This is a genomic window from Anaerorhabdus furcosa, from assembly GCF_900167375.1.
GTDB lineage: Bacteria > Bacillota_I > Bacilli_A > Erysipelotrichales > Erysipelotrichaceae > Anaerorhabdus > Anaerorhabdus furcosa.
This window is the reverse complement of the sequence record NZ_FUWY01000002.1, coordinates 382,421-401,359: the sequence shown is the minus strand read 5'-3', so window position 1 is coordinate 401,359 and position 18,939 is coordinate 382,421. Positions and strand designations below refer to the sequence as shown.

Sequence of the window (18,939 nt, the reverse complement as noted above, 5' to 3'; positions counted from 1 at the left end):
CTCCTAGTGCCAACATTTTCGTATAGCTAAATAAAACTTTAGAATCCTTGGATTTGCATAAATCCAATCGTCTTTATGATGAATTATAAAATATTTACAAAAAGGAAATTTAGGAAATTGTTTATAAATATAAGAAAAACATGTATCAATAAATTTATCTGCTTCTTCTTTATCCGCTATATCTCTAGTTTTCTTTAAACTATTTAATAAATTTACTCCTGAAATACACATTAATTCCTGCTTATATTTTTCAAACTGTCCTTCTTTTTTATAATAAGAACACATTTCATCTATCATATCGATAACATCATAAATTTTCTTATTAAATTGCTGCGTAATATTTCCTGTTCTATCTACAAGGTAATCATATAATGGTTCATTGATAAAACAGATTTGATTCGCCTTAAGCATTAATTTATAAGTAGTACCTAAATCTTCATAATAATACCCCAGTGGATATTCAATGTGATTATCTTTAAATAAAGATAATTTATACATCTTATTCCATGCTGCATTCAATACCTTTGTTAATACTTCAGGGTTATTCGCTACACTTACGCATCTAGAATCACCATATCCATTTTTAATTATTTCTTTTGTATTTGTTTTCATAGAATATTGATAAACATCAAAGATGATCATATCTGCACTAGTTTCATCAAGTTTATTTACACATTTTTCTATTAATGTTGGTTCAATAAAATCATCAGAATCTAGGAAATAAATATAAGGTGAAGTTGCAATCTTCATTCCAGCATTTCGTGCATCACTTAACCCACCATTAGGTTTATCCAACACTTTAATTCTTGAGTCTTTCATTTCGTATTCACGACAAATACTTAATCCGTTATCTGTACTACCATCATTAACTAAAATTAGTTCATAATCCACAAATGTTTGACAAAGGCATGACTCAATACATTTTCCTAAGTATTCTTCAACATTATAAATAGGTACAATAATACTTACTTTAGTCATACAGTTCCCCTCCTTTTCAATACTTTGTTTAATAGATTCATATGAAAGTCATCCTTTAATACAGTAAGTAAAATAAAGTAAACTCCACAACCTGAAGTGATTGCTATTATATTACTTAGGAAACTTGGTTCTAACCACTTGCATACTAAGTAAACAATAGTCCCCATAACTAGACTTGAAATAATGTATTTATAGATATTTTTAAACTTTATTTTTAAATCAATTTTATTTCTTATGTGCAACCATTGAATGAATGTAACAATAAATTCTGCCGTAACTGATGCTGCAATTGCACCAAATGCACCATACTTGGGCATAAGCACAAAATTCAAGGCGGCATTTGTACATGCACCCGCAACAACTGATGTCGTATACTCTTTTGTCATACCAGTAGGCAACATATATTGTGTTCCATATACATTACTTAAACTTATGAAAAGAATGATTGGTGTTGTAAAAATGATAAGTGGCGTTACTACCTGGTATTCTTGATCTAAAAACCAAGCAATGAAAGATGGAATGAGTGTTATGATTCCTACAATCATTGGTATCGCCAAATACAAAGCCATTCTAAGTGTAGTTTGTAAGAAACGAGTAATTTCTGCCTTCGCTTCTTCTCCACGGGTATTCATATTCGCAATTCTTGGAAGCATAACAGCTCCAATAGATGTGATAAAGAAAAGAAACATTTTAATAAATCGTTGTGCTTGTTGATAATAGGAAACATGCGCAACATTAGGATATAAATATCCCAGCATACTTACATCTAACATCGTATAAATACTTGTCGCAATTTGTGGTATAAACAATAAAATATTAGGTTTTAAATGTTGTATTACACCGCTTGCCGATATTTTTTCTATAGAAATATAATGGCGTAATTGAATCCACATGATTGCTTGTCCAAGAACTCCACTGCCTGCATTAATTAATATAAATAAGCCTAAATCATTTTGAGATTTAACAAATGTAAAAATCAGTATGATTCCAAGTACTTTAATAATCATATTTCGAATTGATGCTTTCTTGAAATCCTCTACTCCATAGAAGAACCAAGTAACATCTAATGCTACAGATATTAGAGAAATACTTTGTAAGAAAGCATACAATCGAATATCAGGATTAATTGTTTGTATAAATAACAAATATGCAATCCCAGAAATAAGCATGCAAATAAATTGCATCACAAAGATTTCAAAGAAGGTTTTTGACATTAATTTTTTGTCGTCGCGAACTTCTGCAATCTTCTTATTTCCATAGATATTAACACCTAGTATTCCAAACAATACAAACCACTGAACAATACCTGCTGTCCAATCACTTGTACCAAGTGCTTCACCACCCAAGGCGCGCGTAATATAAGGAACTGTTATGAATGGGGTGATCACCACAAACAGCTGATATAGTATGTTATAAAAGTAATTTTTTAATATTTTTCTATCCATAAAATTCTCCAAAATTAACCTAGTATAGTATACCATATTTGGATGTTTCTTTATATAGTCTCTACAATAGAAAAATAGGCTAATCAGCCTATTTAATATTTTTATAAACCATAAGAGCTCTTGCGACGATTTGGTCCATGTTGTAGTATTTATAGTCAGCTAAACGACCCACTACATGTAAATTTGTAATTCCTTTGATTTTATCACAATACATTTCATATTTTTCTTTATCTTCACTTGTGAAGATTGGATAATATGGAATATTTCCTTTATCTGCTTTACGATTGTAAGCATATGGATATTCAACTGCAATCGTTGTCTTTTCCAAAGGATATGTTTCCATCATTAACTTATACTCAGTAATACGAGTATATCCATTCATTTCTGCAGGTGTTGGATAATTTACAGTTGCAACTTCTTGATAAGTGCCATCATGTGTTTGTTTGTCGAACTCTAAGCTACGGTATGATAAATCACCAAATTCATAGTTTAACAAATCATCTACTGCTCCTGTGAAAATTACAGTACCTGTAAATTCTTCATTATCAAAGTAAACTTTATTTTCTTGAATATCCACACGTAAATGCTCATGTGCATCTACATTCAGTCTTACTTCAATATTTTCGTGTTTCAACATATTTTCGAATATTGCTGTATACCCATTTTTAGGCATACATTGATATTTATCTTGGAAATATCGATCATCTCTACCCACAAGTACTGGAACACGCGCAGTAACACCTGGATCAATCTCTTCTGGAGTTAATCCCCATTGCTTCATTGTATAATATTTGAATACATTTTCATAAATAAAGTCAGCTAATTCCTTAACCTCTTCATTGGGATTCTCTTTTAAACGTAAAATAGGTACTTTTGTATCCATACCATATGCTTCTACAAGCACTTGTTTAAGTTTCTCCGCTTTATCATGTTCAAAACATTGTTCAATACTTGTTAAGTTAAATGGAATTGGTACTTTTTTACCTTGAATCAAACCTAATACACGGTGCTCATAAGGATACCACTCCGTAAAATTTGATAAATAATCTACAACGTCTTTACTATTTGTATGAAAAATATGAGGTCCATATTCATGATAACGAACTCCATTATCATCAATAAAGTCATACATATTCCCGCCAATATGACTTCTCTTCTCTAAAATTAAAACTTTTTTATTTGATTGAGATGCGAATCTTTCTGCAATAACTGAACCTGCAAATCCACATCCAATTACAATTACATCATATTTCATTTAGCGTCCCTCATACATTTTCTTATAATAGTTTTGATAGTCACCATTGATAATGTTTTCCCACCAAGATTTATTATCTAAATACCACTTAATTGTTTGTTGAATCCCCGTATCAAAATTATAAACAGGTTTCCATCCAAGTTCAGTTTCAATTTTAGTAGGATCAATTGCATAACGTAAATCATGTCCTTTACGATCTGTTACATACGAAATTAAACTCTCTGGTTTATCTAGTGCATGTAGAATAGTTTTAACAACTTCAATGTTTGTACGTTCATTATGACCACCAATGTTATAAACTTCACCCACGCGCCCTTTATGTATTACCAAATCAATTGCGCTACAGTGATCATAAACATGTAGCCAGTCACGTACATTTTCTCCTTTACCATAAACTGGTAAACTTTCATTCGCAAGAGCTCTAGAAATCATAAGTGGAATTAATTTTTCAGGGAAATGATATGGACCATAGTTATTAGAACAACGACTAATTGTTACTGGTAATCCATACGTACGATAGTATGCAAGTACTAACAAATCTGCACCTGCTTTGCTACTAGAATACGGACTAGATGTATGAATCGGTGTTTCTTCAGTAAAGAATAAGTCTGGACGATCTAATGGTAAATCTCCATATACTTCATCTGTAGAAACTTGATGAAAACGTGTAATACCGAATTTACGACATGCATCCATTAACACTTGAGTTCCCATAATATTTGTCTTCAAGAATACTTCTGGCTCTTCAATACTTCGATCCACATGGCTTTCAGCCGCGAAGTTGACAATGATATCAAATTTTTCTCTTTCAAATAATTCATAGATAAAATCGCGGTCTGCAATATCACCTTTTACAAATTTGAATTTCGGATTTTTCATTGCACCTTCGAGAGTTTCTAGATTGCCTGCATAGGTTAACGCATCAAGACACACGATGTCATAGTCCGGATGTTGATCCAACATATAATAGACAAAATTACCGCCAATAAATCCTGCACCACCCGTTACACAAATTTTCATTTTAGTTCCTCCTGAATTCTTTGAACTTCTTTTTCTATTCCTTCTTGTAAGGAAATATTACAATTGATCTCAATTAAGTTTTGTAGTTTTGATGTATCTAAAATGATTGACTTAATAATAGGTACATCAATTTCAACTTTCTTTAGATTAATTTTTTTAACTGTAATTTTTTCAACCAAATTAAATACATCTTGTAAACTATGACCAACATTAGAACCAATATTAATGATTTCATTTTTCACATCTTTTTGAATTAGTTTTTCCAACATGACACTTAAATCATCAATGTAAATATAATCTCGTACTGTGTTAGTTTCGCCCCATAATTCAAATTGATCATTTTTCAATACTTTCTCAATAAGTACAGGAATAACCCCTTGCTTCTTATCAGTCACTTGATAACCACCATATGGATTACTCAATCGCATAATAACATAATTCAATCCAGATTTTATTAAGCACTCCTCTAACAAAACTTTACTTTTTGCATACAATGTTTTCGGTAAAAGTTCATGATTTTCTTTTATCGGTATATCACTTGCTCCATAAACTGTTCCACCACTTGATACAAAATAATATGAATGAATTTCTTTTGCTTTTAGCAATTCAAATAAGGCCTCGTATCGTTTTACTAGTTTGTCCAAAAATTCTTCTTCATTATCGGATTTTGCAGTATTCGCAACTAACGATACCGTATCAATGATAATTACATCTTTTAATTCTTGGTTACTTAATAAGTTCAAATCAAAAACATTGATTTCTTTGAATATCGATGAAAACGAAGAATAAGGACTTTCAAGTCCCCATACTTCAGTTTCAAAATCTTCTTTTAATGCTTCACTCAAGTTATATCCTAAGTATCCACATCCTAAAAATAATATTTTCATATATCCTCAATCTATTTGTTATAAGTTGTTTTTAATGAACCTGATGCTACAAAGCGTAAATATTCACCATATCCACTCTTTCCATAGCTTTCTGCAGATTCTAATAATTGTTCCTTTGTTACCCATTTATTATAATATGCAATTTCTTCTGGTACTGAAATTTTAATTCCTTGAATTTCTTCAATTGTTTTCACATAGTTAGTTGCTTGCGCTAATGAATCAATTGTTCCTGTATCTAACCATGCAAATCCACGACCAAATACTTCACAATCAAGTTCACCTTTTTCAAGATAAATTCTATTTAAATCTGTAATTTCATACTCACCACGTGCTGATGGTTTTAAATCCTTAGCATATTGAACAACACGATTATCATAGAAATAAAGCCCAACCACAGCATAATTACTCTTTGGTTCTTTAGGTTTTTCTTCAATACTTATAACTCTACCGTTTTCATTAATTTCAGCTACACCAAATCGTTCAGGGTCATGAACATATTGTCCAAACACTGTAGCACGTCCTTTGTTATCAGCTGCTTTTTTAAGCATATTACCAAACTGATTACCATAGAAGATGTTATCTCCTAAAACCATACAAACATCATCTTTACCTATAAATTCTTCACCCAAAACAAATGCTTGAGCTAACCCATTAGGAACTTCTTGTACTTTATATGATAAATTAATCCCAAATTGCGATCCATTGCCTAATAATCTCTCAAAATTAGGCAAATCAGTGGGAGTAGAAATAATTAATATTTCTTTTATCCCAGCTAGCATTAGAGTACTTAGTGGATAATAAATCATCGGTTTATCATAAATTGGTAATAGTTGTTTTGATGTTACTTTTGTAAGTGGATACAACCTAGTTCCACTACCTCCTGCAAGAACAATACCTTTCATATAATTCCTCCATTTACTTACATAATTGTACCATATTGAACTCATTAAAAAAACCCAAGAATTCAAATGATTCTTGGGTAAATATCCTATAACATCTACAATATATTTTGCATATTATCTAGTTTATCTAGAATTTTATTTCTTGTTGCTAACACAACTGGATCTGTATAGAGTCTAACTATTGGAGTTGACTCTGGAGTTGCCGTTGGTTCTGGAGTTGCCGTTGGTTCAGGGGTTGCCGTTGGCTCAGGCGTAGCTGTAGGTGTTGGAGTTGCTGTTGGCGTTGCCGTCGGTGTAGCCGTAGGCGTCGCTGTTGGAGTTGGAGTTGGTGATGTAGATGGTGTTGGTGTAGCAGTAGCAGTTTTCTTATATGTTACTGTTACATCTACATTATTTCCTGGCATTGTTCCAGTAACTGTTCCAGTATCTGGTGTATAACCAGATAAAGAAGGTGATGTTACCGAATAGCTTGCCCCCTCCTTAACTTTTTGAGTTACTGTTGCAGGTGCAGAAGCACCACCTCCATCAACCGTATACCTTACAGTTAGAGTATATTCCTTACCATTTGGTACAATACATGAATTCGAATTCTTATCATATTGCGTTTTACCATCTGTATTTGCTGTACAAACACAATCAGGATATGTTCCTGTCGAATTAGTTGGACATGCAGTAACTTTTGCAGATTTCTTAATTACTTTTACATTAATTACGCTAATAGATGCAGCAGGCGTTCCAGCAGAAACGTCTTGATAAATAATAGTTCCATCTGCAAGATTTGCATCATAGCCTTCCATTCCTTCACCAATTTCTTGAACATTGACCGTTATGCCAAATGATTTTGCCCAAGCTTGAAGTTTACCTACAGTAGTGAATTTCGGTAAATTATCAGGAATTGTTTGAATTTTCACTTCACCTGAATATGCTTCGTTAGCAATTACAGGCGCCGTAAATTCCCATGTTGCATCCCATTTGATTGATTTAGGAGCTGTAATTTTACTATTCATATCCGTATTTCTAATGATTGCATCGTGCGTATCATTAATTGCTCCTTCATATAAACGATAAATATAAAGGTTTTGTTGAAGTCCATCATTCCAAATACCATCACTATAACCAGTGACACGAGATCCAATAATATTAAATACATTTTCTAAACTTGCTTTATCATAATAACGACCAGCTTTTTTCATTGAGTAGTTAAATAAAGAAATCAATTGGTCAACAGACATATTAGTAGAAATATTCTCACCAGCTGCTTCCACCATGGCTAACCCTTTATTTACATCTCTTAAACGCATCATTTGTCGTAAAATTGCTTGAATAACTTGTTGTTGGTTTGCCTGACGTTGGAAATCACCAGTTGCATATTTATGTCTTTCTCGGGCAAACGCTAAAGCTTGTTCACCATTTAGAGGAACATTCTCACCAGCTGGTACCCACACAGTATAGTGTCCACGTTGTGTTGATGCATTTTGTCCAACAAACTCGATAGGATTGTTAACCACAATTCCTCCAAGTGCATCAACCATTTCAATTACTCCATTGAAATTACTTTCAAAATAGTAATCAATATCAATATCTAATAAATCTTCGATTGTATCAATCGTACATTGTCTATTTCTTGCACGTGCATGACCAATCTTATCTGAACCTTTCCCACTATAACAAGCAATAGGAACATAACTATCACGAGCTATTGAGCTTAGAGTAACGTTAAGACTAATTGGATTAAATGATGCAACCATAATTGCATCTGAACGACCTTCATCTACTCCAAGTATCAAAATAGTAAACGGGTCTTTTGTAATATCTTTTGTTGATCCAACTTCAGTTTCTACTTTAATTACTTTATCGAAAGTTGAAATTGCTTTTGTATTATCTAAATATTCAGTAAATCCATCATTTACTTCTAGTAAACCAACATAATTACTTGGTAAGGCTGCACAATCTACTTCACCAGCAAATAATGCTTGTGCCAAGGTAATATAATCGCTATATGGTTTTGTAGTTGCATTAATATTTTTTGCAGTTAATTCATCAAGTGCCATAGTACCATCATTTGCACCTTCAACATACCCTACTGTTTTTCCATCAAGTCCATTGATATCTGTTATTGAGCTTGATCCAGTAGCACTGTAAACTACTAAACTTGTTTCTACTTTTTCGTTTTTTGAACCTGTGTTTGTAATTTTATTAACATTAACATTGATTCTTGTTGTTGCATATGTTGCGAATGTTCCTACAAGTAAAAAAACAACTAACATAGCAGACACTGTATTCATAAATTTTACTTTTTTCGTTCGAATTAACATGAACAATAAGTAATTCATCGTAAGCATTAATAGTAAAACAGCAATATTAATCACAATGAACACAATTTTACTAAATGAACTATATCGAGTAATACTAAATATTGACCACCACATCATTAAGTTTATAACTAAAGCTAAAACTGAAAATATGATATTTACAACAGTAAGGTCTCTATTAATACGTTTTGCTTTTTTTGCTTGTACTTTTCTTTTAGCCATATTAAGTTCTCCTCCTAGTTATAATTGTCAAATATTGTAACGATTTCATATCGCCCATCATTGATAGCTACAGTAAAATAACCTGTTTTTTGAAACTCATCTACATTGATTTTATCTGATTTTTTATAAATCCACGTTGCTTCGACATAATAAGCAGGCATTTCTTTATCTCCTATTACAAAATTTCCTGTCGGTACAACTTCAGTAGTCTCAATTGACTCTACTTCAAGTAAATTTTCACGTCCAAACTGAGTAATATATAAATCTAAATCAGAATAAAATCCCCAACGAGATTCCTCACTAAATTGTGTAAATTTAGGTCCATAAATATATTGAAGTCCACCAACTTCATAATTTCCATCTTTGTTTGTCCAAGTGAAATAGTCTGAAATAAAACAACGCACAACTGCATCTGTAATCTTAAGTGGATCATTATCTTTCAACGCTGATGTTAAGGCTTTAAAGCTTGTCTTATTCAATTCGGTTGGATTATTTCCAATTGTATACAAATCATTTTTCATTGTATTTCCATTATCTAATTCAACTGTTTCACCTGAACCGCCACCTTTTTTAAACGCGACTGTAACCATATTAAAACCAAATAATAATGTTATTAATATTGAGACAGCCATTATTCCTAACAACAAGTACCCATTAATCTTATTGTTCTTTGTTTTTGATTTTGACATAAAATCCTCCCTTATTCATAAATCTTTCTGACGATATAGTTAGGACGCTTCTTAACTTCCATATATGTCTTTGATAAATATTCGCCAATTATTCCTAAAGCAAGTAGTTGAATACCTCCTAAGAATAACATGATTGTCACCATACTTGGCCAACCACTGACAGGATCTCCAAACATCATTGCACGCACTATTACAAATACCATAGTAAGAAATGCAATTACTGAAATGAGTACACCCATAAATGTTGCGATTCGAAGTGGTGCAACAGTAAACGCAATAATCCCTTCAAATGCATAAGATAATAATTTCCAGAAAGACCAACTTGTCTCTCCAGCAACTCTTTCAACATTTTCATATTCAAGATATTCAGTTTTATATCCAACCCAAACAAAAATACCTTTTGAGAATCGATGATATTCCTTAAGTTCTAGAATTGAATCAACAACTTGTCTTGTCATAAGTCTGAAATCTCTAGCACCATCTACAATCTCAACATCTGAAAATTTATTAATTAACTTATAGAATTGTCTAGCAAAGAATGAGCGAATAGGAGGTTCTCCTTTTCTTGATACTCTTCTTGTTCCTACAATATCGACACCTTTTTCTTCCATCGTCTTAAACATAACTGGCAGAAATTCAGGAGGATCTTGTAAATCAACATCCATCACAGTAACATAATCACCTTTAGCATATTCCAATCCCGCAAGAAGCCCTGCTTCTTTACCAAAATTTCTACTAAAATCAATTACGCGCACTACATCTTTATGTTCTTCATATAATTTTTGAAGTTCACTAAGAGTATTATCTCTTGAACCATCATTTACAAAGATTATTTCATACTTCATATCCATCTTTTCTACAACCTTGCTTGTTTCTCGATAGAAAATTGAAACTGTTTCCATCTCGTTGTAGCACGGAACGACTATTGATAGTAATTTCATAAACTTCCCTCCATAGCCCTATAATTATACGATATATGAAAACAAAAGTACAACCTACTCTATTAAAAAAAGCATTTCTTTAGGAAATCTAAAGATTTGCTTTTCACATATTTTCACATATTTATTCAGGTAACATTTCAAACTCATACATCTTTGGTTCATTTGGATAGTAAGATTTTAATATATCACTTATTTCTTGTCTAACTGAGTTTGGTACATTATCTATTCTTTCGAATAATTTAACATTGAAACCATTATTTATTTTTATTTCTTTTATTAAACGATAGTATTTATCAATGTCAGGATAGTTTAACATAAAATCACCTAATACAGATATTACTCTTTGCTGGCTCTCATCAAATTGTAACTGTACAGGATCAGTTACAATCACATAGCGGTTGTAAAAGAAATTATTTGGCAGGTAATCTCGCAAATCGTATACTCTTGTAGTCATTAGATTATGTAATCCTTCCAAATCATTAGGTAGTAAAGCATTCCTCAAATGATCTTCATTAAACTCAACCGAACTTGCTATTGCATACGTATAATCAAATTCTTTAGTATTAGCATTAATATAGTTTATTAAGTCAATTATTCCTTCTTTATTTTCAGTGATACGTACAACTGGATACATTCGCCCATACATCCAATTTGTAACTGTAAATAAAGGTTCAAACTTTTTATTGCTTAATACTGTTGTTTGCAAACTATTAATAACTAATAAAACTATTATAGGAGTTATAATAAATAATCTTATCTTTTTGCTTAATAACTCCGTAATGAACAAGATTCCAATTATTATCAAAAGTAGGCACATAGTATTTATAATGTAGTAATGATGAGATCCAAAGCGCTGAACTTGATTAAATAGTACAATACTAACTACTATTTGAGTAACTAAAAATATAACAAAACTCCTAAGATATTTAAATTTCACTGAAGCAAATATGCCCAATCCCATTAAAACAACATTAACTACTCCATAAACTTTTATGAAATTAATAATTATTTCAAATATGCCGGTTACTTTCATAACTGAATAAGCTTCGCTATAATTATATGTGGTTATTGTTTGAACTAAAGGAAAGAAGAAAATCAACAGCAAACTTAGTGCAACAGATCCACTGACAAAACAATTTATGATGATATTTTTAAAATTTTTCCAATTATCTTTTATTGCTAGAGTTGCTACTACTGTTGCCACAAAGAAACCTACAATCCAATATGCATACCATCTTCTTGTAACTAATAGTATTAACAATAAAATTCCCGTTAATATTGAGAAGGGAATATTAACTTTGTTGAACTTTCCCAAAAAGACAAAAAACAAAATAAATACTATATAAAACAATCCTGAGCTTCCAATATACCCATGAATCAATGGGTACATGTTTGCAGAAAAGAAAATAATGAATAGTCCAACTATAATATCTAACCATTTGTTTTTAAATTCATCAGAAATTTTTAAATATAGTATATACAGTAATGTGTTACTCGGAATAAGAAAAACATTTATCATACAAATTATAAATCTAAGATAACTATTACCCAATATTTTCATTGGCAAATACAGGTACCACTCCGCAACGTAATTATACTCATCAATATTTATAGACTCATATAAGCTCTTTGCTGCATCTTGCAAAGAAAAATCTAACTTATCTGTAAATTCAAGAGCTCTTCGATAAAATCCTCCAAAATCCCAAGAAGGAATAAATGATTCTTTAGATAAATGAAAATAGCTAATCAAGGTAATGAGTACAACATTTATTAAAATAAAAGCTAAGATTTTATACTTATTCTTAATAATGATTTCCTGTATTCTTTTCTCTTTGAATACCACTAAACTTAGACCAATCAAAATAAAGAAATATATAGATCCAAATAGTATTTTATCCATTATGAATCACCTGCAACTTTCTCTTTTTTATTTTAGAAAATAACTGATATAACATCACAATAATCATAATTATTTTCATGTTATCTTTTATAAACATTCTTATACCTCAAACTTTTTAAAATGATGGAATATCCACGCATATAAATTAATATTCCAATTACTTACTGTTTTAAAATATTTGTTTTTCATACCACCCAAATCTTTGAGATAATGATTTGTTTTCCAATTTGGAAATTCTGCATTTAATAAATTCCAACCCAATTGAATTGTATCTTTACGGTCTTGTTTATCACTGATTTGTGAACTTCTCAAAAAACTATTTCCCAAGAAAAATTTAATATGCAAATATTCCAGTTCACTGTAATACTCATCATAAAAATTATTTTTCTTGAAATAATCTACGATAATATGAAACACAGTAATCATATTTTTTACTTGGCTATTGTTTGTGTGTGTAATACTCGCTCCATGTTGAACATAAGATACAAAAGCTTCATCAACAAAAGAAATACGAGTTACATTGGGTGACAAACAATATAGAAAACATGCATCTTCATATCTATTTCCTGTAGGAAATTGAATGCCAGTATTTTTAATAAAATCAGTCTTATAAATTTTATTCCACAATGTCGCAAACAAATGAACCATCATTTCCTTACCACCTTGATAGGGGCCTTCTTTTTGAAGTTTTGTTTCTTTGCTTGATACCCAATTGAAATTACTAACAACGACTTCAGCATCATCCTCTTTCGCTTTTTTATACATCTTTTCATACATATCAAGGGTTGTATAATCATCACTGTCTAAAAACCCAATATATTCTCCTGTAACTTTGGATAATCCAAAATTTCTTACATCAGCTATGCCCCCATTAGGTTTAACAAAAGACTTCACTTGTGGGTAATTTTCTACATACTTATCGATAATCGCTTGGCTATTATCAGGAGAACTATCATTAACAACAATAATTTCCATATTTTCAAGTGTTTGATTCACTAAAGAATCTAGACATTTAGGTAAATGTTTTTCTACATTATATACAGGCACAATAACACTAACTGTTGGTTTCATATGATTCTCCTAACTTTTCCTTCATTATTATAGCCGATTTTACTACAAAAAAGAACTAGTTCAAATGAACTAATTCTTCTTATCATATGCTTCTTTAATTTTACAGAACAATGTTCCTAATAACAGTGCCATAAAGGTAGTAGAAATAAATTGATCTAATGTATGCCCACTCATATACGCAGTACCTAATGCTGCAACAAATGACATCGCATAAACAAAAATATCCAGTTTAAACAGCTGTTTCCATTTCTTAACTACTAAGAATGCACCAACTAGTAAACTTGCAATCCAAGGAAATATAGTAAGAAATGAACCAATAGGTCCTAGTGTCATCCATTGCTGTTTAAAGTCTTGTTCAAGAATAATAGATCCATTCATGAAAGTCGAGTACCCTGCTCCCATTATTTTTTGATATGTATTTAATTTATCAAGTTTATAATTCATGAATATTGTTTGTATTTGACGCCCATTAACTCGATCATATACATCCATAAAAGTTACATCAACCCAAAATTTTGGATCATAATTATAATTATACCAATCAATATAATACATTGATGGAACAGAAGAAATATATTTTGCATTAATTCCATACTCTCTAAACATATGAATATAGAAATTATTAAATTCAGTAGAACCAGGAACCAAGCCTACTCCTCCTTTTAAGCCTTTTTTACCTTCATGAACCGCTCCGTTATCTATCAAAGCAACTGTATTTTCAGCATCAACCTTTTGATTTTGAACTGCTGGTGTAAAGTCGAGAATCGCTCCAAATAATCCTGCAAAACAAATGCACAATATCACAACATTTTTCATTATTTTTTGATTCTTCATGATGAGTGCATCAAATAAATATAATACTAAGAAGATGATAGGAATAATAATCGCTCCATAAGTTGCAACACGTGTTGCAAGTATTTGCATCGATAAACTTTGAATACCAATTAAAACTCCCACCATGATTTTAGTTTTTTTGTTATTTTCTTTTGTAAAGAAATAATACATTAGTGGTAGAATCATGAATAATAAGATACCAATTGTATTCCCTTCATTGAAGAAGAATTTACTCGCTAATTCGCGAGGATGATATTGTTCATAAATCCCAGTAAACCATGTAAAGAAGTTTGCTACTGTATACCCAAAGTAAGTACTTTTTCCAAATACAAATAAATCTCCTAAAAATATTGGAATTGAAATGATACTTGATAAGAAGTAAACGATTTTCTTAATTACAGTTTCACTAAAGTTCATATTGTAAACACAATAGGTAATTCCAAAAGGAAGAATTAGTGTCAAAATATAAATAAGTTCTTGATACCAACTAAATTTAAAGTTGGTTGTAAAACCCATGATATTGTATGCTTGAGATGCAGACATACAATGGAGAACAAAGTACCCACCTAGCAATGCACCATAGATTAAAACAACAGTAATAACTTTCTTTTTGTTCTTTTCTTTAAGAAAGAATGTCCATAGGATTAAACCTGGGATTATTAAAAATCTTATAATTGTCGATAAACGTGGTAAACCAAATTGATCTAAAAATTCGTACGCTAAATAATCCATGTCAATAATAGGTTGAAGTGCTATTAATAAGATGATTGCGATTGATAAGTTTTTTTCATTGAATAGTTTTTTCATGCAAAACTCCTTTATTTTTTGAAGAACACTAATTTAACATCGGGATTTAATCCATAATATTCTTTAAATACTTCCATGTGGTAATCATCGCCCTCTTCAATGTCTGCAGAATGAATAAATCCTGTAGGCATCCTAGGAATCCAGGCTTCTTTTTCATCTTGATTAACACGATAATACTCAATTATTGAGTTTCTTTCATTTTGAACTGATTGCACAATTTTATATTGTTCAAAAAGACTTCTACATTTTATCATAATAAATGCTGCAAATAAAACTACTAGTCCAAATTGGATATATTGATTAATTTCAATGTTTGCTATCATGAATGCAATTAATACGATGATAAAGAATACTGTATAGATACTTGATCTAGCACCAAATATAGGTGATAGTAGCATCGCAATATTGGCAGTACCCGCAAGCATAAGGTAAAAACTTCCTTCTAATCTTTGTTTTAAATCCAGTGTAACAACCATTTGCCAGAATAGTATGCCAACATACGCTAGGTAAAATATACTACAAAATAGAAGTGCAGTAGATGTAAATTCAACATCATAAAATACAAGTAAGAAGTTAAGATTCGTTTTATCATATAATGTAGGAACAAATGTTAAAACAAAGCATAAACCGTGCATAATTAACATGATTATCGTTGATATTGACCACTTCTTTGACTTATTAAATGATAGAAGTCCCAATATCATTGTTATACTCAATATCATCATCATATAGCGATTATAGATGAATGTTCTTTGCAAGAATGCTACCCAGTTACTACCAATCTGATTAAACAACCCCAGTTGAATCCATTCTTGATTATCTCGTGCTAACCTAAATGTTGCTCCAGGTGATACTCGAATTAAGATTAAACTTATTATGCTAACACCCAGTAATAGTAAAGACTTTTTAAAGTAATCTTTGTTATTAAACCAACAATAAATGGCAATAAGAAGATTACCTAGAACTAAGATAGCTGTTGCATTTTCCATGCATAGTCCAATATAAAAATTTAAACCTATTGAAATTCCAAGAATCAAATTCGACATTTTCTTTTCACCAAATACAATTGGTTTAATAAGCACTAGATACATTAGTAACAGTGCTAGCGGAACAACATACGTCGTTCCCATGATCCATGTATATGTTTCAATTCTTAATGTGTTATCAACACTAAATAGTATTGATAAGACTAGAATAATTAGTAACACTAGGTTATTTTTCTTATAAGTGAGTTTGATGATACAAAATGTAATTAATGCAAATAATGCAGGATTTAAAATATTCCATAACCATTTTCTTGGTGCAACTACAAATCCCCACAACTCACTAAAGAATCGTCCAGACCATGTAAAGTAAAATTCCCATGCCTTTGTAAAAGGGTTAGCTTCCATTCCTTGAACAGCATATCCCCAATCATCACCAGCAAGTGGAGTCATTTTAGTAATAAGTGCAAAAAATAAGAGTACAAATAAAACAGCTCCCCCGATGATAAGTTCACTTTTATGGTCTTTTATCCATTTCATTTAAATACCTCTTCAAATTGCTTCAATATTTTATCATTTGGGTATTTGTAAGATTCTAGTGAATCTTTCATTTCTTTTAATTTTTCGGGTTTACTTAAAGCAAGAATATATCCTGCCTTTAATGCTTCTTGAGTATTCTCTACAATCCAACCTTGATTCGAATCAGTGATTTGGTCGCTAACTCCACCTACCCTAGTAGTTAATACTGGGGTTCCTGCAATCAAACTTTCATTGATAATGGTTGCAAACCCTTCATATAAACTTGATAATACAAACAAATCACATTTAGCAATATAGGCATAAGGATTTTGTTTATATCCTAAGAAAAATACTCTATTTAGATTATTTTCTTTAACTATTTGTCGTAATTGTGGTTCAGTTTCTCCTCCACCAATAAGATATAAGTTATGTTCGATACCTTTATCAATTGCAGCTTTATGGGCATATAATAATCTTTCTAAACTTTTTTGAGGATGAAATCGAGCAACTGCAATCACATTGATTCCTGGCTGTACCACGGATTCATTATATGCGGATTCTACACCATTTTTGACTTTCTCTACATCCATTAGGTTATGAATTGTGACTCCTCTTGTAATTCCAAATACTTCTTTAAATGATTCTAGTACATCTTCAGAATCCGCAATATTCATATCAATTCTTTGTAATGCTTTAACAACTAATTTCATGTGGTTTTTGGAATAGTTATTTTGTTTATAATCTGTTAATACCCAGTTCATTTTCTTCTTACTATCGCCATAAGCAGTAAAAATCGTACAGAATCCTTCTTTTGCTGCTAATTCTACATCATATCTTTCTTTAATAAGTTTTTTTCTTTCATGCAAAATTCTTTTCTTTATTAATCCTGTTTTCATATAAAACAAGAGTCTTAACTTACTCGCTAATGCTTTTAGATCCATCCTGTTTAAAATATCAATCAATGGTCTATCAATTGTATTAAAAAATGGAGTACCCTCTATCACATGGACATGACTTGGAATTTCTGATACTAACATACCTGTTTTGTGCAAAATAAGACACGAAATATCATATTTATTAGTATCTAGGTTTGCCATGAGTGTATTTAAAACACGGGCAACTCCTCCCATTTCCATTTCGTCATTTACAAATAGTATTTTTGTTTTATTTGTCATAAAGCTTTAATACTGTTCTCACTTTCCCTTTTTCTAATAGTGAATAGATGAATTTCTTCTTTAGTCCAGCTTGTAGATAATAACTATCTTTCTTCCATAGTGGATAACGTTTTTGAAGTTCATTCATATTTTCTATTAAATACTCTTCACGTAAAGACTTATCATTAAAGTCCTTAATTCTTAATGTCGTTAAATCTAATCCATGAATAATATAGAAATGGTTTAGTTCTTTAATGATTATTTCTTCATTTCCATGTTGTTTAACATATTGTATACAATCATCAATTGCATCATAGATCTCAAAGATTTTTTTATTTGCTGTGTGTGCAATTGAACCACTTCTTTGATAATAAACATAGAACGCATCATTTACTTTTGATACTTTATTTGCCTTATAAATTAAAATAGGAATTGTTGCAAGATCTTCATAATATTTTCCTACTGGAAATTTGACATCTTTGAACATCTCTTTTTTAAACAACTTATTGCAAGCACTATTGTTTATTCTAATTAACTCAGGAGTTTCTTTGATTGATGACAATTTAAAATCTCCACCTGATGCAAAGTTAATTTTGCCATCATCATATAGATATTCCATGTCACACACACAGATATCAGATTCATCTTGATTGATAGCAATCATCATTTGTTCAATCATAGACTCTTTTATAAAATCATCACTATCAATAAAACCGACATAATCACCAGTAGCTACGTTTAATCCCGCATTTCTAGCATCACTTAAACCACCGTTGATCTTGTCTACTATTATAACCCTTGAATCACTTTCATAGCCCTTACAAATTTGTAAGGAACTATCTGTAGAGCCATCATTGACTAAGATAATCTCTGTATTTTCATAAGTTTGACCTACAATACTCTTGATACAACGTTCTAAATACTTCTCTACGTTATATACTGGTACAATAATACTTACTTTCTTTGACATATCATCACCATGTCTAGTATACCAAAAATGGCTTTTTATAGAAAGCCACT

General features: G+C 31.0%; 15 protein-coding genes. All 15 read right to left on the bottom strand.

Annotated features, from left to right (window positions below):
• Positions 1 to 3 precede the first annotated feature (3 nt).
• A complete protein-coding gene (locus B5D14_RS04990; RefSeq protein WP_078711497.1) occupies positions 4 to 978 on the bottom strand; it encodes a glycosyltransferase family 2 protein in 975 nt (324 codons plus the stop codon).
• Complete coding sequence (locus tag B5D14_RS04985) at positions 975 to 2,423, bottom strand: oligosaccharide flippase family protein (protein ID WP_159443731.1); 1,449 nt, start codon at positions 2,421 to 2,423, stop codon at positions 975 to 977. The genes B5D14_RS04990 and B5D14_RS04985 overlap by 4 nt, the downstream gene beginning before the upstream one ends.
• Positions 2,424 to 2,511: 88 nt before the next feature.
• Positions 2,512 to 3,678 (bottom strand): UDP-galactopyranose mutase, encoded by a 1,167-nt coding sequence (gene glf, locus B5D14_RS04980; RefSeq protein WP_078711495.1) that lies wholly within the window; start codon positions 3,676 to 3,678, stop codon positions 2,512 to 2,514.
• The gene (rfbB, locus tag B5D14_RS04975) at positions 3,679 to 4,698 is read right to left on the bottom strand and encodes a dTDP-glucose 4,6-dehydratase (RefSeq protein ID WP_078711494.1); all 1,020 of its coding nucleotides are present in this window, start codon (positions 4,696 to 4,698) and stop codon (positions 3,679 to 3,681) included.
• A complete protein-coding gene (locus B5D14_RS04970) occupies positions 4,695 to 5,585 on the bottom strand; it encodes an NAD-dependent epimerase/dehydratase family protein (protein WP_078711493.1) in 891 nt (296 codons plus the stop codon). Before B5D14_RS04970 ends, rfbB begins: the two co-directional genes overlap by 4 nt.
• A gap of 11 nt (positions 5,586 to 5,596) precedes the next feature.
• Positions 5,597 to 6,487, bottom strand: a complete 891-nt coding sequence (gene rfbA / locus B5D14_RS04965; RefSeq protein ID WP_078711492.1) for a glucose-1-phosphate thymidylyltransferase RfbA — start codon at positions 6,485 to 6,487, stop codon at positions 5,597 to 5,599.
• 95 nt (positions 6,488 to 6,582) lie between these two features.
• Positions 6,583 to 9,021: an LCP family glycopolymer transferase gene (locus B5D14_RS04960; protein ID WP_078711491.1), complete on the bottom strand. Its 2,439-nt coding sequence runs from the start codon at positions 9,019 to 9,021 to the stop codon at positions 6,583 to 6,585.
• 14 nt (positions 9,022 to 9,035) lie between these two features.
• Positions 9,036 to 9,710 carry a hypothetical protein gene (locus B5D14_RS04955; RefSeq protein WP_078711490.1) on the bottom strand — a complete coding sequence of 225 codons (675 nt, stop codon included), beginning with the start codon at positions 9,708 to 9,710 and terminating at the stop codon, positions 9,036 to 9,038.
• An 11-nt stretch (positions 9,711 to 9,721) separates the two neighbouring features.
• Entirely contained in the window at positions 9,722 to 10,651 is a 930-nt protein-coding gene (locus tag B5D14_RS04950; protein WP_078711489.1) for a glycosyltransferase family 2 protein, read from the bottom strand.
• 121 nt (positions 10,652 to 10,772) lie between these two features.
• Entirely contained in the window at positions 10,773 to 12,551 is a 1,779-nt protein-coding gene (locus B5D14_RS04945; RefSeq protein ID WP_078711488.1) for a hypothetical protein, read from the bottom strand.
• A 99-nt stretch (positions 12,552 to 12,650) separates the two neighbouring features.
• Positions 12,651 to 13,622, bottom strand: coding sequence for a glycosyltransferase (locus B5D14_RS04940; protein WP_078711487.1), 972 nt, complete (start codon positions 13,620 to 13,622; stop codon positions 12,651 to 12,653).
• Between the two features lie 69 nt (positions 13,623 to 13,691).
• On the bottom strand, positions 13,692 to 15,263 hold the full coding sequence (locus B5D14_RS04935; protein WP_078711486.1) for an O-antigen ligase family protein: 1,572 nt from the start codon (positions 15,261 to 15,263) through the stop codon (positions 13,692 to 13,694).
• Positions 15,264 to 15,274: 11 nt separating this feature from the next.
• Entirely contained in the window at positions 15,275 to 16,786 is a 1,512-nt protein-coding gene (locus tag B5D14_RS04930; protein WP_078711485.1) for a DUF6056 family protein, read from the bottom strand.
• Positions 16,783 to 17,940 carry a glycosyltransferase gene (locus tag B5D14_RS04925; RefSeq protein ID WP_078711484.1) on the bottom strand — a complete coding sequence of 386 codons (1,158 nt, stop codon included), beginning with the start codon at positions 17,938 to 17,940 and terminating at the stop codon, positions 16,783 to 16,785. Before B5D14_RS04925 ends, B5D14_RS04930 begins: the two co-directional genes overlap by 4 nt.
• The gene (locus tag B5D14_RS04920) at positions 17,930 to 18,889 is read right to left on the bottom strand and encodes a glycosyltransferase family 2 protein (protein WP_078711483.1); all 960 of its coding nucleotides are present in this window, start codon (positions 18,887 to 18,889) and stop codon (positions 17,930 to 17,932) included. Before B5D14_RS04920 ends, B5D14_RS04925 begins: the two co-directional genes overlap by 11 nt.
• Positions 18,890 to 18,939: the final 50 nt, after the last annotated feature.

Coding starts and splice junctions, on each gene's coding strand:
- B5D14_RS04990 (WP_078711497.1), bottom strand. CDS start 978: ATGACTAAAGTAAGTATTATTGTACCTATTTATAATGTTGAAGAATAC.
- B5D14_RS04985 (WP_159443731.1), bottom strand. CDS start 2,423: ATGGATAGAAAAATATTAAAAAATTACTTTTATAACATACTATATCAG.
- glf (WP_078711495.1), bottom strand. CDS start 3,678: ATGAAATATGATGTAATTGTAATTGGATGTGGATTTGCAGGTTCAGTT.
- rfbB (WP_078711494.1), bottom strand. CDS start 4,698: ATGAAAATTTGTGTAACGGGTGGTGCAGGATTTATTGGCGGTAATTTT.
- B5D14_RS04970 (WP_078711493.1), bottom strand. CDS start 5,585: ATGAAAATATTATTTTTAGGATGTGGATACTTAGGATATAACTTGAGT.
- rfbA (WP_078711492.1), bottom strand. CDS start 6,487: ATGAAAGGTATTGTTCTTGCAGGAGGTAGTGGAACTAGGTTGTATCCA.
- B5D14_RS04960 (WP_078711491.1), bottom strand. CDS start 9,021: ATGGCTAAAAGAAAAGTACAAGCAAAAAAAGCAAAACGTATTAATAGA.
- B5D14_RS04955 (WP_078711490.1), bottom strand. CDS start 9,710: ATGTCAAAATCAAAAACAAAGAACAATAAGATTAATGGGTACTTGTTG.
- B5D14_RS04950 (WP_078711489.1), bottom strand. CDS start 10,651: ATGAAATTACTATCAATAGTCGTTCCGTGCTACAACGAGATGGAAACA.
- B5D14_RS04945 (WP_078711488.1), bottom strand. CDS start 12,551: ATGGATAAAATACTATTTGGATCTATATATTTCTTTATTTTGATTGGT.
- B5D14_RS04940 (WP_078711487.1), bottom strand. CDS start 13,622: ATGAAACCAACAGTTAGTGTTATTGTGCCTGTATATAATGTAGAAAAA.
- B5D14_RS04935 (WP_078711486.1), bottom strand. CDS start 15,263: ATGAAAAAACTATTCAATGAAAAAAACTTATCAATCGCAATCATCTTA.
- B5D14_RS04930 (WP_078711485.1), bottom strand. CDS start 16,786: ATGAAATGGATAAAAGACCATAAAAGTGAACTTATCATCGGGGGAGCT.
- B5D14_RS04925 (WP_078711484.1), bottom strand. CDS start 17,940: ATGACAAATAAAACAAAAATACTATTTGTAAATGACGAAATGGAAATG.
- B5D14_RS04920 (WP_078711483.1), bottom strand. CDS start 18,889: ATGTCAAAGAAAGTAAGTATTATTGTACCAGTATATAACGTAGAGAAG.